The 21,572-nt window shown below is 43.2% G+C and carries 22 protein-coding genes; 16 read left to right on the forward strand and 6 right to left on the reverse strand.

Annotated elements, in window-relative coordinates:
* Positions 1-11 precede the first annotated feature (11 nt).
* The 4 genes from panD to radA are packed head-to-tail and all read left to right on the forward strand — an operon-like array spanning position 12 to position 3,917.
* Positions 12-362, forward strand: coding sequence for an aspartate 1-decarboxylase (gene panD / locus ACFSJE_RS09045; protein ID WP_036380451.1), 351 nt, complete (start codon positions 12-14; stop codon positions 360-362).
* Positions 363-364: 2 nt separating this feature from the next.
* Complete coding sequence (locus tag ACFSJE_RS09050) at positions 365-1,330, forward strand: lysylphosphatidylglycerol synthase transmembrane domain-containing protein (RefSeq protein ID WP_379830666.1); 966 nt, start codon at positions 365-367, stop codon at positions 1,328-1,330.
* Between the two features lie 25 nt (positions 1,331-1,355).
* On the forward strand, positions 1,356-2,501 hold the full coding sequence (locus tag ACFSJE_RS09055) for an alpha/beta hydrolase (protein ID WP_379830667.1): 1,146 nt from the start codon (positions 1,356-1,358) through the stop codon (positions 2,499-2,501).
* A 54-nt stretch (positions 2,502-2,555) separates the two neighbouring features.
* A complete protein-coding gene (gene radA, locus ACFSJE_RS09060) occupies positions 2,556-3,917 on the forward strand; it encodes a DNA repair protein RadA (RefSeq protein ID WP_379830668.1) in 1,362 nt (453 codons plus the stop codon).
* 1 nt (position 3,918) lies between these two features.
* On the opposite strand, the gene ACFSJE_RS09065 is transcribed toward radA, so the two are convergent.
* Both ACFSJE_RS09065 and ACFSJE_RS09070 read right to left on the reverse strand, forming a co-directional pair.
* On the reverse strand, positions 3,919-4,959 hold the full coding sequence (locus tag ACFSJE_RS09065) for an aldo/keto reductase (RefSeq protein WP_379830669.1): 1,041 nt from the start codon (positions 4,957-4,959) through the stop codon (positions 3,919-3,921).
* 60 nt (positions 4,960-5,019) lie between these two features.
* Entirely contained in the window at positions 5,020-5,784 is a 765-nt protein-coding gene (locus ACFSJE_RS09070) for an exodeoxyribonuclease III (protein WP_379830670.1), read from the reverse strand.
* Positions 5,785-5,911: 127 nt separating this feature from the next.
* On the opposite strand from ACFSJE_RS09070, the gene ACFSJE_RS09075 reads away from it, so the two are divergent.
* From ACFSJE_RS09075 to ACFSJE_RS09105, 7 genes are all read left to right on the forward strand, one after another.
* The gene (locus tag ACFSJE_RS09075) at positions 5,912-6,424 is read left to right on the forward strand and encodes a hypothetical protein (protein ID WP_379830671.1); all 513 of its coding nucleotides are present in this window, start codon (positions 5,912-5,914) and stop codon (positions 6,422-6,424) included.
* A 30-nt stretch (positions 6,425-6,454) separates the two neighbouring features.
* Positions 6,455-7,009: a cysteine hydrolase family protein gene (locus ACFSJE_RS09080; RefSeq protein WP_379830672.1), complete on the forward strand. Its 555-nt coding sequence runs from the start codon at positions 6,455-6,457 to the stop codon at positions 7,007-7,009.
* A gap of 192 nt (positions 7,010-7,201) precedes the next feature.
* Positions 7,202-9,262, forward strand: coding sequence for a TonB-dependent receptor family protein (locus ACFSJE_RS09085; RefSeq protein WP_379830673.1), 2,061 nt, complete (start codon positions 7,202-7,204; stop codon positions 9,260-9,262).
* Between the two features lie 74 nt (positions 9,263-9,336).
* Positions 9,337-9,909, forward strand: coding sequence for a DapH/DapD/GlmU-related protein (locus ACFSJE_RS09090; RefSeq protein ID WP_379830674.1), 573 nt, complete (start codon positions 9,337-9,339; stop codon positions 9,907-9,909).
* 67 nt (positions 9,910-9,976) lie between these two features.
* Entirely contained in the window at positions 9,977-10,633 is a 657-nt protein-coding gene (locus ACFSJE_RS09095; RefSeq protein ID WP_379830675.1) for a hypothetical protein, read from the forward strand.
* A gap of 28 nt (positions 10,634-10,661) precedes the next feature.
* On the forward strand, positions 10,662-11,135 hold the full coding sequence (locus tag ACFSJE_RS09100; RefSeq protein ID WP_379830676.1) for a hypothetical protein: 474 nt from the start codon (positions 10,662-10,664) through the stop codon (positions 11,133-11,135).
* Positions 11,136-11,150: 15 nt separating this feature from the next.
* Positions 11,151-11,669: a hypothetical protein gene (locus tag ACFSJE_RS09105; RefSeq protein WP_379830677.1), complete on the forward strand. Its 519-nt coding sequence runs from the start codon at positions 11,151-11,153 to the stop codon at positions 11,667-11,669.
* Positions 11,670-11,697: 28 nt separating this feature from the next.
* Here ACFSJE_RS09105 and ACFSJE_RS09110 read toward each other — a convergent pair whose 3' ends face one another.
* Complete coding sequence (locus ACFSJE_RS09110; protein WP_379830678.1) at positions 11,698-11,889, reverse strand: hypothetical protein; 192 nt, start codon at positions 11,887-11,889, stop codon at positions 11,698-11,700.
* A 265-nt stretch (positions 11,890-12,154) separates the two neighbouring features.
* Here ACFSJE_RS09110 and ACFSJE_RS09115 point away from each other — a divergent pair, with 265 nt between their 5' ends.
* The 3 genes from ACFSJE_RS09115 (at position 12,155) to ACFSJE_RS09125 (ending at position 15,906) form a co-directional block, all read left to right on the forward strand.
* Positions 12,155-12,667 carry a DUF3124 domain-containing protein gene (locus tag ACFSJE_RS09115; protein WP_379830679.1) on the forward strand — a complete coding sequence of 171 codons (513 nt, stop codon included), beginning with the start codon at positions 12,155-12,157 and terminating at the stop codon, positions 12,665-12,667.
* 126 nt (positions 12,668-12,793) lie between these two features.
* Entirely contained in the window at positions 12,794-14,155 is a 1,362-nt protein-coding gene (locus tag ACFSJE_RS09120; RefSeq protein WP_379830680.1) for a D-arabinono-1,4-lactone oxidase, read from the forward strand.
* An 83-nt stretch (positions 14,156-14,238) separates the two neighbouring features.
* Positions 14,239-15,906, forward strand: a complete 1,668-nt coding sequence (locus ACFSJE_RS09125; protein WP_379830681.1) for a formate--tetrahydrofolate ligase — start codon at positions 14,239-14,241, stop codon at positions 15,904-15,906.
* Here ACFSJE_RS09125 and ACFSJE_RS09130 read toward each other — a convergent pair.
* Both ACFSJE_RS09130 and ACFSJE_RS09135 read right to left on the reverse strand, forming a co-directional pair.
* On the reverse strand, positions 15,903-17,444 hold the full coding sequence (locus ACFSJE_RS09130) for a glycine--tRNA ligase (protein ID WP_379830682.1): 1,542 nt from the start codon (positions 17,442-17,444) through the stop codon (positions 15,903-15,905). The two genes, ACFSJE_RS09125 and ACFSJE_RS09130, sit on opposite strands and share 4 nt — an antisense overlap.
* A gap of 36 nt (positions 17,445-17,480) precedes the next feature.
* Complete coding sequence (locus tag ACFSJE_RS09135) at positions 17,481-18,377, reverse strand: AAA family ATPase (protein WP_379830683.1); 897 nt, start codon at positions 18,375-18,377, stop codon at positions 17,481-17,483.
* 47 nt (positions 18,378-18,424) lie between these two features.
* Between ACFSJE_RS09135 and ACFSJE_RS09140 the strand changes: the two genes are divergently transcribed.
* Together ACFSJE_RS09140 and ACFSJE_RS09145 are read left to right on the forward strand one after the other, a co-directional pair.
* Positions 18,425-19,114, forward strand: coding sequence for a ComF family protein (locus tag ACFSJE_RS09140; protein WP_379830684.1), 690 nt, complete (start codon positions 18,425-18,427; stop codon positions 19,112-19,114).
* Between the two features lie 69 nt (positions 19,115-19,183).
* Complete coding sequence (locus tag ACFSJE_RS09145) at positions 19,184-20,803, forward strand: Ig-like domain-containing protein (protein WP_379830685.1); 1,620 nt, start codon at positions 19,184-19,186, stop codon at positions 20,801-20,803.
* On the opposite strand, the gene ACFSJE_RS09150 is transcribed toward ACFSJE_RS09145, so the two are convergent.
* Positions 20,787-21,572 carry a nitrilase family protein gene (locus ACFSJE_RS09150; RefSeq protein WP_379830686.1) on the reverse strand — a complete coding sequence of 262 codons (786 nt, stop codon included), beginning with the start codon at positions 21,570-21,572 and terminating at the stop codon, positions 20,787-20,789. The genes ACFSJE_RS09145 and ACFSJE_RS09150 overlap by 17 nt on opposite strands.

The following is a 21,572-nucleotide window of genomic DNA, read 5'->3' on the forward strand; positions in this document are numbered from 1 at the left end:
AAATTTGCACCATGCAAGTAGAAGTTGTAAAATCTAAAGTTCACAGGGTAAAAGTTACAGGAGCCGACCTTAATTATATCGGAAGCATCACCATTGATGAGGATATCATGGATGCGGCCAACATTATTAGGGGCGAAAAAGTGCAGATTGTGAACAACAACAACGGCGAACGGCTGGAAACTTATGCCATTCCCGGACCACGAGGTTCAGGAGAGCTTACACTGAATGGTGCCGCAGCCCGAAAAGTGGCCGTTGGCGACGTATTAATTCTGATCACCTATGCTTGGATGAGCATTGAAGAGGCCAAGTCATTCAATCCCGCTTTGGTCTTCCCTAACGAAGCCACCAATCTTTTGAACTAATTTTGGGCACATCCCTAAAAAAATTCCTGAAGATTTTTGTTCCCATAGCCGTTGGGCTCTTTTTGGTTTGGTATTCTTACAACGCCACAACACCAGAAGAGCGCAAACAGATTATCCATTACATCTCCAACGCAAGTCCGTTTTGGGTGACCGTATCCGTAATCCTGGGAATTTTAAGTCATATTTCCCGTGCCGTTCGATGGAATTATCTTTTGGAACCCATGGGATATCGACCCAAAATCATCAACAATATCTTCATTGTCCTTATTTCCTATTTCGCCAATCTTGGGATTCCCCGTTCCGGTGAAATTTTAAGAGCCACAGCTTTGACCACCTACGAAAAAGTCCCTTTTGAAAAAGGTTTTGGTACCATCGTCACTGAAAGGGTCATCGACCTGTTGATGCTTTTGTTGGTGATTATCATAACCCTTTTGCTTCAAACTGACATCATTTTGGCCTTTTTGAAAGATAAAGGAGTCAACCTCATCGGTGCCTTTGGTATTCTGCTGGTTGGAATTGTTGGACTTTTTGTAGCTACTGCCATCATCAGAAAATCCAAATCCGCACTGGCCCAAAAACTCAAGTCCTTTTTGAACGGATTGCTGGATGGTGTCCTCAGTGTCTTCAAAATGAAGAAAAAATGGGCCTTCATTTTTCACACAATCTTTATTTGGGCGGCCTATATCGGTATGTTTTGGGTCATCAAGCACACCGTGGCAGAAACCATGTCGCTATCCCTTAGCGAACTGCTCGTTGCCTTTGTCGGAGGCGCCTTCGCCATGTCCACTACCAATGGCGGAATAGGGCTATATCCCATTGCTGTCAGTGCCGCTTTGGGCATTTTCGGAATCAGCTCCGTTTCTGGCGATGCTTTTGGTTGGATCATGTGGATCGCACAGACCTTAATGGTTGTGGTTTTTGGCACAATATCCTTCATCGTCCTACCGTTATTGAATAGGAATAGGTAGACCCCGACCAACTAAATCTTAACCAATGAAAAAATGTCTATTATTTCTATTGATGGGCTTTGTGTGCCTAAATCTTGGAGCACAGGTAAAAAAGGAAATCTTCGAATCCTTTAAGCTTCAGGAACGAAGGGACGTCTCCTACTATTTTCCCGAGGACTATACCGAAGAAAAAAAATACCCCCTGATCGTTGTTTTGGATGCAGAATATCTTTTTGACCTAGTTGTGGCCAATGTAAAATTCCAAAGTAGATTGGGCCGTATGCCCCAAGCGATCGTTGTTGGTGTAGATCAAGGCAAAAATGATATCCGGTGGGAAGATTGTGCTTACGAGGAGGGTACTGGTCTACCAACCGATAAAGGAAAAATGTTCTTTGAGTTTCTAGGAACAGAGATTATTCCCTACTTGGAAACGAGCTATAACATTGCTCCGTTTAAAATGTTTGTGGGGTATGACATTACTGCCAATTTTGGAAATTACTATCTGTTCAAGGATCGTTCGCTTTTCAATTCGTATGTAAATATTTCGCCTGTTTTGGCTCCCGAAATGGAAAATAGGGTTCCGGCACGTTTGTCCGCTTTGGAGCAAGAGATTTTTTATAATGTGATTGTGGAAAAAGAAGCTTCGGATGACAGGCAGCTTATCCTTCAAATGAACCACAACATCAAATCCATCACTAAGGAATCCCTTCATTATTTCTTTGACGAATATGAAAATGCCGATCACGTTTCCATTGTGGCCTATGGAATCGGAAAAGCCTTCGACAATGTTTTTCATATGTTCAGGCCCATCTCCCCAAAAGAGTACAAGGAAAAAATCATTACTTCGGATGAGTCTGCGTTTAAATATCTTGAAGACCGTTATGCATTGATTGAAAAACTCTTCGGGTTTGAAAAAACTGTAGAACTCAATGATATCATGGCCATTTACGCGGCCTGTAGAAAAAAGAGCGATTTTGAATCCCTGAAACCTTTGGCCGAACTCTGTAAGGAGCAATACCCCGAAACCATGATGGGCTTTTATTTTGAAGGCGAGTACTACGAAGAAATCGGGGAGCCCAAAAAAGCGTTCAAGACGTTTGAAAAAGCATTCCAGCTAGAAGAAATCGATTTTTTGACTAAGGACATGGCCCTAGAAAAAATAGATGCACTCAAAGCTGACTTCGGATATTAAAATCCAATTACTTTTAAGGACTTTGCTATCTTAGCCAAAACCTGAATTCAAGGAATGGCTAAGACCAAAACTGCTTTCTTTTGCCAAAACTGTGGCACCCAATACGCTAAGTGGGTCGGACAATGCTCCGCCTGCAAGGAATGGAACACCATTGTGGAAGAAGTGGTCCAAAAAGAGGACAAAAGAAGTTGGAAGGCCAGCAGTGTTTCAGACAAAAAGGCCAACAAGCCTCTCCGCGTTTCTGAAATTACCCATGAAAGTGAGCTTCGGTTAGACACGAAAGACCAAGAATTCAATCGGGTGTTGGGCGGTGGACTTGTGCCTGGTTCCCTGACCTTATTGGGAGGAGAGCCTGGTATTGGAAAAAGTACCCTACTGCTTCAAATTGCCTTAAAACTGCCTTTTAAAACGTTGTACGTTTCTGGGGAGGAAAGCCAACGACAAATTAAGATGCGGGCTGACCGAATCCAGCCCAATAGTGAAAATTGCTACATCCTCACCGAAACCAAAACCCAGAACATCTTTCAGCAAATTGCTTCGTTGGAGCCCGATTTGGTGGTCATCGATTCCATCCAAACCCTGCACACCGATTATATTGAATCGGCCGCTGGAAGCATTTCGCAAATTCGGGAGTGTGCTGCGGAGCTTATCAAATTTGCAAAGGAAAGTCATACCCCGGTCATTTTGGTGGGACACATCACCAAAGATGGCACCATTGCCGGGCCCAAGATTTTGGAGCACATGGTAGATACCGTGCTTCAGTTTGAAGGCGACCGAAACTATGTTTACCGCATCCTCCGTTCCCTAAAAAACCGATTTGGTTCCACGGCTGAATTGGGCATTTATGAAATGCAGGGCAGTGGGCTTCGGGAAGTGAACAACCCTTCGGAGGTCCTCATTTCCAAAAATGAGGAAGACCTCAGCGGAACTGCCATTGCCGCCACAGTCGAAGGTATGCGTCCGTTACTGATTGAAATCCAAGCTTTGGTGAGCACCGCGGTTTATGGAACACCGCAACGTTCCGCGACCGGGTTCAATGCCAAACGCTTGAACATGCTCTTGGCCGTATTGGAAAAACGGGCCGGTTTTAAATTGGCTGCCAAGGATGTGTTTTTGAACATTACCGGAGGTATTTCTGTGGATGACCCCGCCATTGATTTGGCCGTGATGGCCGCCATCCTTTCCAGCAATGCGGATATTCCCATTGAAAAAGGGCTCTGTTTCGCTGCTGAAGTGGGCCTTGCAGGAGAAATTCGACCTGTACAACGGGTAGACCAACGTATTCTAGAAGCCGAAAAACTGGGTTTCACTACTATTTACGTCTCGAAAAGCAATAAAATAGGGCTAAAAAATACAGCAATCCAGATTCAAAAAGTTTCTAAAATTGAGGATGTGGTAAGCCTACTCTTCGGATAAATTAAGGTGCAGGGTTTGGAATGGCATTGTGGATTTCCTCAATCCCCTTCAACACCTCATCCGAAAGATTCACTTCAATACTGCCTATATTTTCCTTAAGCTGTTCCATAGTTGTCGCACCGATAATGTTGCTCGTCACAAACGGACGGGTATTCACAAATGCCAAAGCCATTTGTGCCATGCTCAACCCATGCTTCTGGGCCAATTCCGAATACTTTTTAGTCGCCTCCACGGCAGTTTCACTACTGTATCGACTGTAATTTGGAAAAAGCGTAATCCTTCCTTTTCTAGGTGGAATTTCATCCAGATATTTTCCACTCAGCACTCCAAATCCTAAGGGTGAATAAGCCAAAAGTCCCGTTTGTTCTCGCATTGAAATTTCAGAAAGACCTACTTCATACAATCGGTTCAGCAAGTTGTATGGGTTTTGAATGGTCTTAACTCGCGGCAAAGTTCTGTGTACCTTGCTTTCCTCCAAAAAGCGCATGACACCCCAAGGCGTTTCATTAGAAAGTCCCAAATGCCGAATCTTTCCTTCTGCAACCAAATCCCGAAAAGTCTCTAAGATTTGATGGATATTGTCGTCCCACGAATCCACTGCATGGGCATTATAGCCACGCTGTCCAAAATAGTTGGTGTTGCGCTCCGGCCAGTGCAATTGATACAGATCAAGGTAATCGGTTTGGAGTCGTTTTAAACTCTTTTCCACAGATTCAACAATTTCCTTTTTATTGAAACCCTCATCCCTGATAAACGAAGCGGGGCCACCCGGTCCAGCCATTTTTGTCGCCAGCACAACGCGATCTCGGTTACCGGTCTTCGCGAACCAGTTTCCAATGATTTCCTCCGTTACGGCATACAATTCCTTTTTCGCAGGAATAGGATAGAGTTCTGCGGTATCAAAAAAGTTGATGCCCTGATCCAAGGCATAATCCATCTGTTCAAAACCTTCGTCCTGGGTGTTTTGTCGTCCCCAGGTCATGGTGCCTAAACAAATTTTGCTTATTCTGATATCGGTATGTGGAATTCGCGTGTATTTCATCAAACTAATTTTTAAACGACTAAGGTAGTCAATCCAAATTTTTGGGTTTTAAAGCAATTGTTATTTTTCCAACTCCAACAAAATGGGACAATGATCACTGTGTTTGGCTTCCGATAGAATAACCGAACGCTTCAACCGGTCTTGCAATGATTCATTGACCATTCCATAATCCAAACGCCAGCCCTTGTTATTGTTTCTTGCATTGGCACGATAACTCCACCAGGTATAATTGTGGGGGTCTTTATTGAAATGCCGAAAACTATCAATAAAGCCACTCTTTATGAAATTACCAATCCACTCCCGCTCCACAGGTAAAAACCCGGATACATTTTTGTTTCGGACTGGGTCATGGATATCGATGGCTTCGTGACAAATATTATAATCCCCGCAGACTACGAGATTGGGACGCTCTTTCCGAAGATCATCCGCATAATTCTGAAAATCCGCCATATAGGTGAGCTTATGGTCCAAACGGGCCAAGTTGGTGCCAGACGGCAGATACATGCTCATTACAGACACATCGCCATAATCAGCTCGAATGTTCCGTCCCTCAAAATCCATATAATCGATACCCGTACCATATTCCACATGATCTGGCTGCTCTTTGCAAAGCAATGCCACCCCACTATATCCCTTTTTTTGAGCACTGAACCAATAATGATAGGGATATCCGACCTCCTCCAAAACCGAAGTATCCACCTGCTCTTTCATGGCTTTGGTTTCTTGCAGGCAGACGACATCAGGGTCCACTGCCTGTAACCATTCCACAAATCCCTTATTTATTGCGGCACGGATGCCATTTACATTGTACGAGACAATCTTCATGCTTAAATTTTGCCTAAAAATAGCCATTGCTGCCGTTTTGTTAAAATAAATGGGGTTGCCGATCATGCTGTACCTTTGTTTTTGGAACGCTAATTGATTATCCTACTAGGATTTTAATTCATACCTCATGAAAAAACTTTTGCTTCTTGCATTCTTGTTTTCCGGTTTTTTGGTATCGGCCCAAGCCTATCCTCCGCTTTATAACAGTAACGAGATTAAATTCAACATTGGCTTGTTTTTGGCCACATCCACCGTTGAAGGATCCTACGAATACTACTTTAGCGAAGATGCCAGCATTGGTGCAACGGTTTATTTCGATAACGATGCCACCGATTACAACGGAAATTTTGGAATCGGGCCCAATTTTAGGGCGTATTTTGGCTATCAACCCAGAAGCGGTTTCTTTGCCGAAGCTTTTGGACTCTACTACACTGGCGAGGATGAAATTGAAAACGACCTGCAACGAAACAGGGGGTATAGCACCACGGCTTTGGGACTTGGATTGGGAAACAAATGGTCTACCCGCGACCAACGGTTCACCGTAGAAGTTTTTGGCGGTTTAGGCCGAAACATCAATCCAGAAGACTTTCAGGATGATTTTATGTACCGCGGTGGATTGTCTGTTGGTTTCCGGTTTTAATCCCTACTTTTAAATCTAAATTTTTAGGGGATGACCGCCTTATTGCTTATCGATATTCAACAAGGGCTTCAAGAAATGGAGTTTTACGGCACGGAACGCAGCAATCCGGATGCCGAGGTCAACTGTTCAAAAATCCTGAACGCCTTCCGGCAGAAAAATTGGCCCATTTTTCATGTGCAACACTGTTCCACAAATCCAGCTTCACCGCTGTACCCTGGAAAAAAAGGGAATAAACTTCATCCGTTGGTGACTCCTTTGGAAGGTGAACCTGTCATCCCAAAAAATGTGAACAGTGCCTTTATCGGAACAGATTTGGAAGCCCGCCTAAAATCTCAAAACATCACAAATCTGGTAGTGGTTGGACTTACCGTCGAACACTGCATCTCCACCTCTGTTCGAATGGCCGCAAATTTGGGTTTTAACGTAACCTTGATTTCGGATGCCACGGCTGCCTTTGATAAAATTGGAGTGGATGGCAATAGGCTGAGTGCCGAAATTATCCATAGTGCTGCCCTTGCCAACCTCAAGGAGGAATTCGCCAAAGTGATGAATACAACATCATTATTGAAGGAACTTGCGGATTAGTTACTATTTTTATGTCGATAAAATGCACAGAATCAACACGTCCCATAAAGTTGTTCCAAATCCGGTATCATTTTTCGGGAAAATGCCTCTTATCTATGGCGGCTGTTATACCAATTTAGTGTACCACAACTGAAGAAAACAATACATGCAAAAGCATCTCCAGTGAAGAATTACAACTCCCCAACAACTACAATGAAAATTATTTTTTTAAGCATTACACTACTTTGTAGTGTTCAAATTTTTGGTCAGGACATTCAAAAAGATTCCATTACTGAGTTGGATGAGATTATCCTTACCGAAGATCTTGCTCCTAAGAAGGCTACTGGAATTACCGCTTCATCCACCATCAGCACCAAAACCTTTGAGCGGTTCAATCCTACGGATATTCCTTCGGCAGTAAACCAAATTTCTGGAGTGTATATCCTTTCCGGAGCCATCAATACCAACCGGATTACCATTCGTGGGGTGGGGGCAAGAACATTGTATGGAACGGACAAGCTCCGGATGTACTTCAACGGTATTCCTGTGACCAACGGCACCAATTTCTCCGATATTGAGGCCTTCGATTTGGAAAACATGGGCTCACTTGAAGTCATTAAAGGACCAAAGGGAACAGCCTATGGCACCAACTTGGGCGGGGCCATTATTTTGGACACCAAATCCCCAAAAATTGACGAGACCCAACTGTTCAATACCACAAATATTGGGTCCTATAATATGTTGAAGGACAACCTTTCCTTCACCCATTCTGAAAAAACCTTCGACCTCACCTTTAGCTACAACCATTTGGAAACGGATGGCTATCGCCAGAACAGTCGCTTTGAGCGTGATGGATTTTTATTGACGAGTAACGTTACCCTCAGTCCAAAAAGCAGTATGGGCATCTTGATGAACTATATTGATTACACGGCGGGTATTGCCAGTTCCATCAACCAAACCGATTTAGAGGAAGACCCTACCCGTGCAGCCGGAAACTGGTTGGCGGCCCAAGGGTATGAAGCCAACAAGTATTTACTGACAGGTCTGTCGCATACCTATCAATTTTCTGAAGCGCTGAAAAATACTTCCAGTATTTTTTATACCTACACGGACCATTACGAGCCACGTCCGTTCAATATTTTGGATGAATTCACCAACGGTTTTGGATTCCGAAGTCAATTTGAAGGGAATTTTGACAGAGCCCAATATACCTTTGGTGCCGAACTCTACAAAGACGAATACCATTGGGGCACGTTTGAAAACCTATATCAAGACAATAACGGCAACGGAAGCCTTCAGGGTGACCGTTTGAGCCAGAACACCGAGTTCCGTAGGCAGTTCAATGCGTTTGCGACCTTCATGTATGATTTAACCAACGGGCTGTCTGCACAAGTGGGGCTGAACCTCAACAAAACCCATTATAATTTTAAGGATTTGTTCAATCAGGGCTCGGCAAACACTTCGGCTACCCGTAATTTTGATGCCATCTTGCTCCCCAGCCTTGGTCTGCAATATGCGCTACGATATGGCCACTTGTATGCCAATATCAGTCGTGGTTTTTCCAACCCCAGTTTGGAGGAGACCTTAACACCTGAGGGGGTCATCAACCCAGATATTTCTCAAGAGACCGGCACCAATTATGAAATCGGTGCGCAAATGACCTTGTTGAAAAATCGGTTTTCCTTCAATGCAGCGTTGTACCGAATGGATATCAATAACCTTTTGGTGGCCCAACGTGTGGGCGAGGACCAGTACATTGGCACAAACGCGGGCGAAACCCGTCATCAAGGGTTGGAAATGGACGTAAAATACATCGCACGCCTCTCCAATGCCCTTTCACTGGCACCTTATTTTAGCTATACGTTCAACGACCACACCTTTGTTGATTTTGTGAATGAGGACAACGACTACTCCGGCAATCCGTTGACCGGTGTCCCGAAACATCGTTTGAACACGGGAGTGGACCTACAACATGCCAATGGGTTGCAACTGAATCTTACGCACCAATATGTGGACAACATCCCATTGAATGATGCCAACACCCTGAGCAGTGATTCCTTCAATGTTTTTAACGCGAGGTTGGGCTACAAAACCAAACTCTCCAATCATTTTTCATTGGGGGTACATGCAGGTATCAACAATGTGTTCGATACGACCTACGCGCAATCCGTATTGATCAATGCCACCGGTTTTGGAGGAGCGCAGCCGCGCTTCTTTTACCCCGGAAATGGCAGAAATTACTATGCTGGAGTACGTTTGGGCTATCTTTTCTAGGGAAACTAACATTTATCATTCCTGACAACGGGCCAAATGGGTTACCTTTAAGGATAACCTAAACCGCTGTACCTATGAGTTATGACACCCGAGACCTCTTTGAGCGCATGCGCGAAGGGGGTACCATTCCCCATGATGATCCCCAAATGCCCAAACTTTCAAAAATGGTGGAAAAGACCATGGAGTTGAGAGCTGCGCTTAACTCCTCCACCAGTCAAGATGAGATTCGGGAGCGGCTCAGTGAGATTATCGGTCAAAAAATTGATGACAGCACCCGTATTTTTGTGCCCTTCCATACCAATTTTGGGCGACATACCACCTTGGGCAAAAATGTCTTTATTAATCACGACTGTACTTTTTTGGACCTCGGCGGGATTATCATTGAGGACGATGTGCTCATAGGCCCCAAGGTGAGCCTTATTTCGGAAAACCACCCCATTGCGCCCGCCAACCGACAATCGTTGTCCCTGCACCGTGTGGTGATCAAACGAAATGCTTGGATTGGAGCGGCAGCTACCATTTTACCGGGGGTCACCGTAGGTGAAAATGCGGTAGTGGCTGCTGGGGCGGTGGTAGCCAAAGATGTACCCGCCAACAGCATTGTGGGTGGTGTGCCTGCCAAGTTTATTAAGATGATTGGGGAGTGACTTATCTCACTCAAACAACCTCAAATCCAATTTTATTGAATATTTTACATATCATAAATGTAACCTGATGGAAGAAGAATATTCTATATTCAAAAAATACCCAACCTTAGAACAGGCATCAGAATTAAAGGAAATCCTTGAGAACGAGGGGATAGATTGTGTTTTGGGAGACAACATCCCTCCAGTGGATGTTACATTTTCAGGAAATACCCTGCAGAATGAATTTGAAGTCAGGATTAAACAAACAGATTTCAAAAGGGCTGAAGAAATATTAGAGGAGGAAGCTGAAAATCTCATTGACCAAGTTGACAAGAATTACTATTTGTTCGATTTCACTGATGAAGAACTTTATGAAATTCTGCTCAAATCTGATGAATGGAATGAGTTTGACTACACCCTTGCTCAAAAAATATTGACTCAAAGGGGGAAATCGGTTGACAAGGCACTACTGAATTCCCTAAAAAATGAGCGGCTAAAACAATTGGCCAAACCAGAGGGAAATCAAAAAGCCTGGATTGCAGCTGGTTATATTTTTACATTTTTAGGAGGTATTCTTGGAATAATCATTGGCTACTTTTTATGGACAGCAAAAAAGACTTTACCTAATGGAGAAAAAGTCTATTCTTATTCAGAAAAAGATAGAAAGCAAGGCAAGTATATTTTCATAATCTCTATAATAATATTTCCCATATTATTGATATTGAGAGCGTTTATGCTTTTTTAGGGAGCGTTATCTTTTAAATCGTATAAAAATGCGAAATATCATAGGAGTCTTGTTAATTGGTCTAAGCGTCTCTTGTTCAAATAAAATAGAGCTTGATGGTAATTGGGTAATCTCAGAAATGCGTTTTAATGGAAAATCAGTTTACCCCAATACTGTCTCAAAAGAGTTTTCAATAGAATTTAATGTGGCAGGATATGAAGGGGCAGAAAAATTATCATTTCAATCTTTGGATTCAACTATAATACTGCCTGGGTTTGACTCTGAAAAGTTATTGGGGACCTTCAGCTTTAAAACAGATAAAATAGGGATAAAACTTAACAACCCGTCTAATTATACCAATTCTGAATATGATTTGGCCAAAGAAATTTATTTAGGAGAATTTGAAATCATTAAGTATCCAAACAAATATATTTTAGGATTGAAATCAAATTCCACAGGAATTAAATTAATTAATGAAGATTATCTGTTAAAAGAGAAAATTGATGATTTTTTTAATTATTAAAACCAGCATAATTAAATGACCACAAAAGACTTTTTCAGACTTATCATTAAAGCTTTGGGAACATATTGTTTTGTCGATGCTCTTTTTACCTTAGTTCCTAATATGTCTTATTCAAGTGGCTTTTTATCATTTCACTTTGCCATGAATTTGATTTACTTGATTGTGACAGGGCTGATTACCTACATTTTGTTATTCCAAACTGACCGAATTATAAAGTTGTTTCGCTTAACAAAAGGCTTTGATAGTGATATCATAGAAACCAAAGATTTAAAAACAAAAGGCCTTTTCAAGTTTGCAGTCATACTTATTGGACTCCTTCTTATTGTAAATAATTTGGCCCAATTTATTGACTATTGCTATTTAGCTTTTAAAAATCAAGTTTCCGCATACGGTCTGGGTGAAGTTGAGGGTGCTATGTTTGATCAACATCTTGACTATAATTGGTGGGCCATTTCCGGATTAAATATTCTTATTGGAATTCTAATGCTGATGAATTATGATTGGATTGCGAAAATATTTACGAAAGAAAAGTGATGTCAGATAGACATCAAAGAGCATGAGTTCACCGCAAAACCCGCTTTATCCCCTTTAGTGCCATCACCACATCTTGTATTTCAACCTGCTCAAAAGCATCTCTTTCCAAGTAAAACAACATTTCCAAGGCTAAATCTAAATAGTGGGCCAATGCTTCTGGCGTACCATAGGTATCGGTAATCCAGTCTTGGAGCTGTGCGATTTGGGTTTCGTTCAACATGACGGCAAGATAGTCGGTCCGTTTAAGTTGTGTTACTACGAATTAGTAGCTTTCGACATGACCCTTGAAGAATTTTTCAGTGAGGGTTTTGATTAACATTGAAACGTCACCCTGAACTTGTTTCAGGGTCACACCGCTATGGGATGCCGAAACAAGTTCTGCATGACGAAAACCCGGTTCTCGATACTTTTCCTTCGGAAAAACTCGAACTGACGGGTTTACAACATCTACTATTCCGTATCTTAGTCAGACATAATACTGCCCTATGCAAAAGTTGGTCTTGATCGTTTTGTCGCTCCTTATCTTTTCCTGTGCCGAAAAAGCGCAAAAAGAGGTAAGCTCCGTGGATCCCGTTAACTGGAACAACCGCACGGTAACGCTTTCGGCCAATGATTCCTTGATGCAAGGCATCAGTTACCTTTCCGTGTATTCCCAAATCTATAGCGAAACGGAACACCGTACCCATAACCTTACGGGGACCATCAGCATGCGCAACACCAACCTTAGAGATACCATCTACCTCAACAAAGCGGAGTATTTTGATACCCATGGGAATTCCATCCGCACCTATTTCAACAAACCCATCTACATCCAACCCATGGAAACCGTGGAAATAGTGATCGATGAGCACGACAAAGAAGGGGGAACGGGAGCCAATTTCTTGTTTCAATGGTCCATAAAACCCAATACGCACGAACCCTATTTTGAGGGAGTAATGATTTCCACCTCTGGGCAGCAAGGGCTTTCCTTTACCACCCAAGGCATTCGGGTGGAATAACATTTCTGGCATTCCGTCTCACAATCTGGCCTCTAAATGTTAGTGGCTAATTCCGTATCTTAGTAAGGGTTCCTTCACAGCACATGCGGAGCAACCCGCACATACAACCCAACAAACAATTCCCTTATGAAACGTAAGCAATTCATTAAATCTTCCTCCATGGCCGTGGCGGGCGGAATGTTACTGCCCAACCTTGCCTGTTTGGACAAGAAAAAAGAAACTGTGACCGCACAAGCTACCCCTCCAAGAACAAATTGGGCCGGTAATTATACCTACCAAGCCGAAAAACTATATGAACCTACCTCTACCGAAGAGGTACAACAATTGGTGAAGGAATTGGGCCAACAAAAGGCCTTGGGTTCCCGACACTGTTTCAACAACATTGCGGACAGCCCTAAAAATCAGATTTCTACCAAAAACCTGAACAGAGTGGTCAGTCTGGATACGGAAAATAAGACCATCACCGTGGAAAGTGGTGCGCGCTACGGGGATTTCAGTGAGGAACTCTATGAAAAAGGCTACGCGCTCCACAATCTGGCCTCCTTACCACATATTACGGTAGTGGGCGCCTGCTCCACGGCAACACATGGCTCTGGGGTCACCAATGGAAATTTGGCCACCCCGGTTGTGGCTTTGGAACTCGTTACCCCAAGTGGTGAATTGGTGACCATAGACCGCGACCATCCCGATTTTTATGGCATCGTAGTTGGTCTGGGCGCTTTTGGCATCGTTACCAAGGTCACTTTGGAAATCCAAGAGGCTTTTGATGTGACTCAGAATGTCTTTGTGGACCTTCCATTGTCTGCCTTGGTCGAAAATTTTGATGAAATCATGTCCGCCGGGTACAGCGTTAGCCTGTTTACCGATTGGTTGGATGAAAAAATCAGTGAGGTTTGGGTAAAGCGCAAAGTGGATACTGAGCATGAGGCGCTGGGAGATGATTTCCATGGAGCCAAGGCCGCTACTGAAAACTTGCACCCTATTGCTTCCATTTCTGCGGAGGCTTGTTCCCAACAAATGGGTGTTCCAGGCCCTTGGTACGACCGTCTGCCCCACTTTAAAATGGGTTTTACGCCCAGTGCGGGTGAAGAATTGCAATCCGAATTCTTTATCCCCCATGAAAATGCCGTTGAAGCTATCTTGGCGTTGGAAAAAATGAAGAATGAAATCAATCCGCATTTGATGATTACCGAAGTGCGAACCATTGCTGCGGATGAATTTTGGATGAGTCCTTGTTACCATCAAAATTCTGTGGCCATTCACTTCACTTGGAAGCAAAAACCGGAGGAAGTCATGGCGTTGCTCCCAAAAATTGAAGCCACTTTGGCTCCGTTCAATGTAAAACCACATTGGGGTAAACTGTTCACTGTAAATCCGAATACCCTGCACGAGCGTTATGAGAAGTTTGGCGATTTCTTGGCCTTGGCTAAGAAATACGACCCCGAAGGGAAATTCAAAAACGACTATCTGGATTTGAATATTTACTAGGCAAATCTTGTCCGATTATGGTATATTGTAGGATGGAACCCAAATTCTTTTTGGGTTTCCAAAGCTAACGCAACATACCACTTATGACCGATTTGCAAATTGCGAAGGAGGTTGAACTGCAACCCATTTCCGCTATTTCCGAAAAATTCGGCATCCCTGTCGATGCGATTGAAATGTACGGGAAGTACAAGGCCAAACTCCCTTTAAAAGCCATTGACAAGGAAAAGGCCAAAAAGAGTAATCTGATCTTGGTTTCAGCTATTTCACCAACTCCTGCCGGTGAAGGAAAGACCACCATGTCCATTGGGCTATCGGAAGGATTGAATCGGTTAAAAAAGAAAACCACGGTGGTACTTCGTGAACCTTCGCTCGGTCCTGTTTTTGGAATCAAGGGTGGTGCCACCGGAGGTGGCTATTCACAAGTGCTGCCCATGGAAGACATCAATCTGCATTTTACAGGGGATTTTTCTGCCATTGAAAAAGCGCACAATCTTTTGGCGGCCCTAATCGACAACAACATTCAAAGCAAGACCAATTCCTTGTTTTTGGACCCACGAACCATTGGCTGGAAACGGGTAATGGACATGAACGACCGTTCCTTACGGCACGTGATTGTGGGTTTGGGAGGAACTACTTCGGGTGTGCCACGGGAAACGGGTTTTGATATTACGGCTGCCTCAGAAATTATGGCCATTCTGTGTTTGGCCGAAAACCTCAGTGATTTAAAACAGCGTTTAGGAAATATTTTTGTGGGATACACTTTTGATAAAAAGCCCATCTATGCCAAAGATCTAAAAGCGGAAGGGGCTATGGCAGCCTTGCTGAAAGATGCCATAAAACCCAATTTGGTGCAAACCATTGAAGGGAATCCTGCTATCATTCATGGTGGGCCGTTTGCCAATATTGCCCAAGGCACGAACAGTGTCATTGCCACTTTAATGGGTATGTCACATTCCGAATATACGGTTACCGAGGCTGGTTTTGGATTTGACTTGGGTGCCGAAAAATTCTTTGACATTAAATGTCAGAGTGCAGGGCTTACCCCAAAAGCCGTGGTGCTCACTACCACCATCCGCGCCTTAAAATATCATGGCGGAGCAGACTTAAAATCGTTGACCGAACCCAATGTTGAAGCTCTCAAAAAAGGATTGCCCAATCTGGAAAAGCATTTAGAAAACATTGCTAAGTTTCAGGTGGTTCCGGTGATTTCCATCAATCGATTTAATTCGGATACAGAGGAAGAGATTCAAGTGATTAAGGATTTAGCGGCATCAAAAGGTATTCGCGTAGCGGTTGCTGATGTGTGGGCCAAAGGTGGGGAAGGCGCTTTGGATTTGGCACAACACGTCATCGATGTGGTGGAATCCAGCACCTCAGACTTTAAACCACTGTACGATTGGAAATCAAGCGTAACTGACAAAATAGCTACTATTGCAACCGAAATCTATGGCGCCGAGTATGTGGATTACACTCCAAAGGCAAAGGCCAATCTTAGGAAAATAGCTGACTTGGGACTGGAACAGCTCCCTGTTTGCATTGCCAAGACGCAAAAGTCATTATCGGACAACCCTGCATTGCTGGGAAGGCCAAAAGATTTTATCATCACGGTCCGTGAAATTGAAATTGCCGTAGGTGCTGGATTTTTGATTCCCATTACAGGAGATATCATGCGAATGCCTGGTTTGCCAGCGCATCCTTCTTCCGAAGGAATCGACATTTCCAATGATGGAGAAATTACCGGATTGTTCTAGAGCTTCTGCAACCAATACCGCATATCCACTTCTTTGGAGATGATATCCTTCACCTCAGAAAGTTTTACGCGTTCTTGATCCATGGTATCCCTGTGACGAATAGTAACCGTATCGTCTTCCAACGTTTGGTGGTCAACCGTGACACAGAATGGTGTTCCTGCCGCATCTTGACGACGGTAGCGACGCCCAACGGCATCCTTCTCATCGTAATCCACATTGAAATCCCATTTAAGTTCGTCAACCAATTTTTGGGCAACTTCAGGTAAACCATCACGTTTCAACAATGGCAATACTGCCACTTTATTCGGTGCCAGAACCGCTGGAATTTTAAGCACGGTACGTGTGGTTCCGTTTTCCAATTCCTCTTCTTGCAACGAATTGGAGAACACGGCCAAGAACATACGATCTAGTCCTATGGACGTTTCCAACACATAAGGCACATAGCTTTCATTCAACTCTGGGTCGAAGTACTGCAACTTTTTGCCGGAATATTTTTCGTGGTTGCCCAAGTCAAAATCGGTACGGGAGTGGATACCTTCCAACTCTTTAAATCCGAATGGAAACTTGAATTCGATATCCGCAGCGGCATCCGCGTAGTGGGCCAATTTTTCATGGTCATGGAAACGATAATTGTCGGCTCCCATTCCCAAAGAAAGATGCCATTTCAATCGCTTTTCCTTCCAAGCCTCATACCACTCCATTTGGGTACCTGGTTTGATGAAAAACTGCATTTCCATCTGTTCAAACTCCCGCATACGGAAGATAAACTGACGTGCGACTATCTCGTTTCGGAAGGCTTTTCCGGTTTGGGCTATCCCAAACGGAATCTTCATGCGTCCCGTTTTCTGAACATTCAAGAAATTCACAAAAATACCTTGGGCGGTTTCAGGTCGAAGGTAGAGGTCCATGGCACTATCAGCGGAGGCCCCCAACTTGGTGCCAAACATCAGGTTGAATTGCTTTACATCAGTCCAGTTTTTAGAACCTGAAACCGGGCAAACAATCTCCAATTCCTCGATCAAGGCTTTTACATCGGCCAAATCCTCTTTTTCCAAAGATCGAGCCATCCGTTTTAGGATGGTATCTGCCTGCTCTTGATAACCCATCACACGTGGGTTGGTCGACAAAAATTGTTCCTTATCAAAACTATCCCCAAAACGTTTTTCAGCTTTGGCTATTTCCTTTTCGATTTTGGCTTCAATCTTGGCCACATGATCTTCAATCAAGACGTCGGCACGGTATCTCTTTTTGGAATCTTTGTTATCGATCAACGGGTCGTTGAATGCATCCACGTGGCCAGAGGCCTTCCATGTGGTGGGATGCATAAATATGGCGGCATCGATGCCCACAATGTTCTCATTGAGCTGCACCATGGCTTTCCACCAATATTCGCGAATATTTTTCTTTAGCTCGGCACCGTTCTGTCCGTAGTCATACACTGCACTGAGTCCATCATAAATCTCACTGGATTGGAACACGTACCCGTATTCCTTTGCGTGGGAGATAACCTTCTTAAAAATGTCTTCCTGATTTGCCATTGGGCAAAAATAGAATTTTACCCAAAAAGAAGTATGCTATTTCAGCTGAAATTCTGTGGAAGCGAGTAATCTTTCGTCCTCAAAAACATTGAGGGTGTAAATTCCTTCTGGCAAGGAACCTTCAGGAACGGTAATGGCGTCACAAATACTGATTTCCTTACCGGTGTACACAATCTCCACTTTCTTGCTGTAGGTGTTGCCACTAACGGAAATGGTGTTGGCATTATCTTCAATAACCGTCATGTTGGGATCTAAAAATTGAAGATAGAGGACTTTTACATCACCTCTTTCATTGGGATCACTCAGAACGGTTACACATCCCCTAAGCTTTTCAATGGTGGAAGCCTTATTGGTCTTGATGGGCCTACCGGCTCGCAATCTAAAACCACTGCCTTCGGCATCCTGTAATTTTAGATAACTTTTAATACGAAGTTCGCGGGTAAGTTCCCTGTTGGTTTCCCGAAGCAACGATTCGGTTTGCTCCATGTTGCTGGCTTTTCCGCGCAGTTCTTCGAGCTGTCTTCTGGTCTCCTCATAACGACTTGCCATAAGGCTGTTGTTATAGCGAAGGAAGTTATTTTTGAGTTTTAAACTGTCAAACCGAATTTCAAGTTTACGTAGTTCTTTTCGAGTCTCTTTTAATTTGGTGATGCTGAAGTTGAGCCTTCCCACAGAATCCAATAATTGTTGCACCCTGAATCTTGAGGTTTGCAATTCAATCTCATTGACCTCATTGAGTCCGGATAAACGATCTACTTCGGCCTTCATTAAAGTAAGGTCCTTCACCAAAATAGATTTTTCGTCCTCCAAAAACGACATTTGGTTCTTGGACTGCGCATAACTATAGTAGAACGCAATGAGAATACCCACGATGACCGCAACGAGTGCAGCAAAGATGATCTTGTAGTTGAAATTGTTATCTTGGGGACCCATGGGTTAATAGACTAGTCTAACGCATATAAGATTTGATACCAAAAAGGTTGGCTAAGATACTAAACGAGATTAACAACATCCTATTGCCACAGGTATGTTTTGGATGTAATACCCAATTATTTAGGGGAGAACACATTTTGTGTGCCGTTTGTCGACATGATGTGCCACTCACCGATCATAACTTTCTGGAAGAAAACGCTGTAGACCGTATATTTTATGGGAGAATTCCTATAAAAAAGGCCGCGTCCTTCGTTTTTTTCTCAAAAAATGGGATTGTAAAAAACCTGTTGCATTGGTTAAAATACAAAAATCAGGAACAAATAGGTGGCTTTTTTGGCGATTGGTATGGCTCCTTTTTGGAAAAAGATAAAGGACTTTCCAAGATAGATGTTGTGGTGCCTGTTCCCCTCCATCGGAAAAAACTCAAAAAAAGGGGATATAACCAAACCGCGCTCTTCGCACAAAAAATTGCCTCATCCATTGGAGCTGAATATCGGGATGATTTGCTGTTGAAGATCCTAAACACCAAAACACAGACCAAAAAAGATAGACAGTTACGGTGGGAGAATTCCAAAGCGGCTTTTCAGCTTAATCCAAAATGCAAAACTTCTTATGGACATATCCTTTTGGTGGATGATGTCATCACTACCGGCGCCACCATAGAATCCTGTGCCAAGGTGCTGTTACAACTCAAAAATGTTGATGTTTCGGTGGTGAGCATAGCGGTTGTGCCGTAGGGTTAAAATTTGTGAATCCTTGGGTCAAGTTTTTAAATTAGTTGTTTCTTTGCCCCATTGGTTTTGAGCATGGCATACATCAAAAAAATATTGGGTTTCCTGTTTTTTGCCTTTGTGGTACTGGCCCTTTGGCAATGTGCCCAAAGAGGTTCCCCGTCTGGAGGACCAGAGGACATCGCCCCACCAAAACTGACCCGTGCCGAACCTGAAAATTTCTCGGTCAATTTTAAGTCGGACAAGATTCGCCTCTATTTTGATGAACTTATCAAGCTGCAGGATGTGCAGCAACAACTTGTTGTCTCGCCCCCTTTAAAAAACCAACCGGAAATTACACCACAGGGTGGTCCTAGAAAATATATTGAGATTATCCTAAAGGATACCCTACGGGAAAATACCACCTATACCATTAATTTTGGACAAAGCTTGGTGGACAACAATGAAGGAAACCCCAACAGCTTTTTGACCTATGTGTTCTCCACCGGAGATTATATTGATTCCTTGACACTAAAGGGTGCGGTGAAAGATGCCTACAACAAAAAGGCCGATGAGTTTGTGAGTGTTATGCTCTATGAAATTGACACCGCCTACACTGATTCCACCGTGTATAAAAGCTTACCGAATTATATTGCCAATACAGGGGATAGCCTGCCTCTTTTTGAGCTAAAAAACCTGAAAGCTGGCACCTATGCCCTATTTGCCCTGAAGGATGCCAACAAAAACAATCGGTTTGACCAGCGTTTGGATAAAATAGGATTTTTGGAAGATACCATTACAATTCCCACTGATTCCGTATACCTGCTCAATCTATTCAAGGAATTGCCGGATTATAGTGTTTCGGTACCCAGCTATGTAGCCAAAAACCATATCATCTTTGGATATCAAGGAGATTATAGGGATATCACAATTGAAACCTTGACCGAGCTTCCCGACTCGGTACAGACCAGAATCTTGAAAGACCGTGAAAAGGATACCTTGAATTATTGGATTACCCCAACAGATATTGATTCCATCATATTTACGGTTGCCAATCAAAAATTGGAAATGATTGACACCTTTACGGTAAAAACCCGAAAATTACCCTTGGATTCCCTCACCTTGAGTACCAGTGTTCGCGGTAATTTTAATTTTGAGAATACCTTTAGCGTGTTAGCCACCACACCAATTGCCACTGTGGACTCCACCAAAATAGGACTTGTGCTGAACGATTCATTGATTGCTCCCTACAGTTATTCCTTGGACTCTTTGGAAAACAAAATTGATTTCGATTTTGATGTGCAACCCAACCAAAGATATCGTTTCGCGTTCTTGCCAGGAGCGGTAACAGATTTTTTTGGGATTCAAAATGACACGTTGGATTATAATCTTTCCACTGGAAGTTATGCGGATTACGGAAATCTGCGGTTTAATGTAGGTGGGGCTGTCCGATATCCTTTGGTGGTACAACTGTTAACAGAGAAAGGGGACGTGCAACGAGAGATTTCAGCAACTGAACCCCAAACTTTTGAGTTCAGTAATTTAGATCCTGGTAATTATGTAGCTCGGGTCATTTTTGATGACAATGGTAACGGCAAATGGGATACTGGAAGCTACCTGAAAAAAATTCAGCCTGAGAAAATCAGTTATTACCCTGATGTTATTGAAGTACGAGCCAACTGGGAAAAGGAAGAAAATTTTATCCTAATAGAGTAAATTGGTCCCGATCTTCCAGAAACCGAAGTTTATTTCGAGTGGTTTCAATGTGTTTTTTATCCAACGTGGCATATAGAATCTCTTCCTTGTCTGAGTAGACCACCTTTTTACCCAACGTATCATACACAGCCGAGTGCCCGGAATATTCATATTCCAGATTGTCCAATCCTATCCTGTTGGCACCAATGCTGTACACCATATTCTCTATCGCTCTGGCCTGAAGAAGCGTATCCCAGGCAGAAACCCGAGGTTTTGGCCAATTGGCCACATAGATGAGCACATCATAATCTTCTACATTTCTGGCCCAGACCGGAAACCGAAGATCATAACAAATCATTGGGCAAATTTTAAAGCCTTTGTATTCCAAAATCAGCTTTTGGGTGCCAGCTTCATATACCAAATCCTCTCCTGCTAAGCTAAACGTGTGCTTTTTGTCATAGGTCCTTATATCGCCTTCGGGAAAAACAAAAAACAGTCTATTGAAATATCTATTATCCTCGTAATACACCATACTTCCCACCAATGCAGCCTGTTTTTGTTTGGCCAACCGTTGCATCCAGGCCACTGTTGCCTTTCCTTCAGCATGTTCAATATTCTGGGGTTCCATGGTAAAGCCTGTGGTAAACATTTCGGGAAGAATAATCAAATCCACCTCGTCCGGAATGGATGCTATTTTCTTTTGAAACATGTCCCGATTGCCCAAAGGGTCTTCCCAGAACAATGGGGATTGGATAATCGCTGTTTTTAGTTTTTGGGAGTGTGCTACCAT

The sequence above is a fragment of the Flagellimonas iocasae genome, from assembly GCF_042682725.1.
GTDB lineage: Bacteria > Bacteroidota > Bacteroidia > Flavobacteriales > Flavobacteriaceae > Flagellimonas > Flagellimonas iocasae.

Excerpts from the sequence above, each read along its gene's own strand:
- panD (WP_036380451.1), top strand. The coding sequence starts at position 12 with ATGCAAGTAGAAGTTGTAAAATCTAAAGTTCACAGGGTAAAAGTTACA.
- ACFSJE_RS09055 (WP_379830667.1), top strand. The coding sequence starts at position 1,356 with ATGAAAAAATGTCTATTATTTCTATTGATGGGCTTTGTGTGCCTAAAT.
- radA (WP_379830668.1), top strand. The coding sequence starts at position 2,556 with ATGGCTAAGACCAAAACTGCTTTCTTTTGCCAAAACTGTGGCACCCAA.
- ACFSJE_RS09065 (WP_379830669.1), bottom strand. The coding sequence starts at position 4,959 with ATGAAATACACGCGAATTCCACATACCGATATCAGAATAAGCAAAATT.
- ACFSJE_RS09070 (WP_379830670.1), bottom strand. The coding sequence starts at position 5,784 with ATGAAGATTGTCTCGTACAATGTAAATGGCATCCGTGCCGCAATAAAT.
- ACFSJE_RS09075 (WP_379830671.1), top strand. The coding sequence starts at position 5,912 with ATGAAAAAACTTTTGCTTCTTGCATTCTTGTTTTCCGGTTTTTTGGTA.
- ACFSJE_RS09080 (WP_379830672.1), top strand. The coding sequence starts at position 6,455 with ATGACCGCCTTATTGCTTATCGATATTCAACAAGGGCTTCAAGAAATG.
- ACFSJE_RS09085 (WP_379830673.1), top strand. The coding sequence starts at position 7,202 with ATGAAAATTATTTTTTTAAGCATTACACTACTTTGTAGTGTTCAAATT.
- ACFSJE_RS09090 (WP_379830674.1), top strand. The coding sequence starts at position 9,337 with ATGAGTTATGACACCCGAGACCTCTTTGAGCGCATGCGCGAAGGGGGT.
- ACFSJE_RS09095 (WP_379830675.1), top strand. The coding sequence starts at position 9,977 with ATGGAAGAAGAATATTCTATATTCAAAAAATACCCAACCTTAGAACAG.
- ACFSJE_RS09100 (WP_379830676.1), top strand. The coding sequence starts at position 10,662 with ATGCGAAATATCATAGGAGTCTTGTTAATTGGTCTAAGCGTCTCTTGT.
- ACFSJE_RS09105 (WP_379830677.1), top strand. The coding sequence starts at position 11,151 with ATGACCACAAAAGACTTTTTCAGACTTATCATTAAAGCTTTGGGAACA.
- ACFSJE_RS09110 (WP_379830678.1), bottom strand. The coding sequence starts at position 11,889 with ATGTTGAACGAAACCCAAATCGCACAGCTCCAAGACTGGATTACCGAT.
- ACFSJE_RS09115 (WP_379830679.1), top strand. The coding sequence starts at position 12,155 with ATGCAAAAGTTGGTCTTGATCGTTTTGTCGCTCCTTATCTTTTCCTGT.
- ACFSJE_RS09120 (WP_379830680.1), top strand. The coding sequence starts at position 12,794 with ATGAAACGTAAGCAATTCATTAAATCTTCCTCCATGGCCGTGGCGGGC.
- ACFSJE_RS09125 (WP_379830681.1), top strand. The coding sequence starts at position 14,239 with ATGACCGATTTGCAAATTGCGAAGGAGGTTGAACTGCAACCCATTTCC.
- ACFSJE_RS09130 (WP_379830682.1), bottom strand. The coding sequence starts at position 17,444 with ATGGCAAATCAGGAAGACATTTTTAAGAAGGTTATCTCCCACGCAAAG.
- ACFSJE_RS09135 (WP_379830683.1), bottom strand. The coding sequence starts at position 18,377 with ATGGGTCCCCAAGATAACAATTTCAACTACAAGATCATCTTTGCTGCA.
- ACFSJE_RS09145 (WP_379830685.1), top strand. The coding sequence starts at position 19,184 with ATGGCATACATCAAAAAAATATTGGGTTTCCTGTTTTTTGCCTTTGTG.
- ACFSJE_RS09150 (WP_379830686.1), bottom strand. The coding sequence starts at position 21,572 with ATGGTAGCACACTCCCAAAAACTAAAAACAGCGATTATCCAATCCCCA.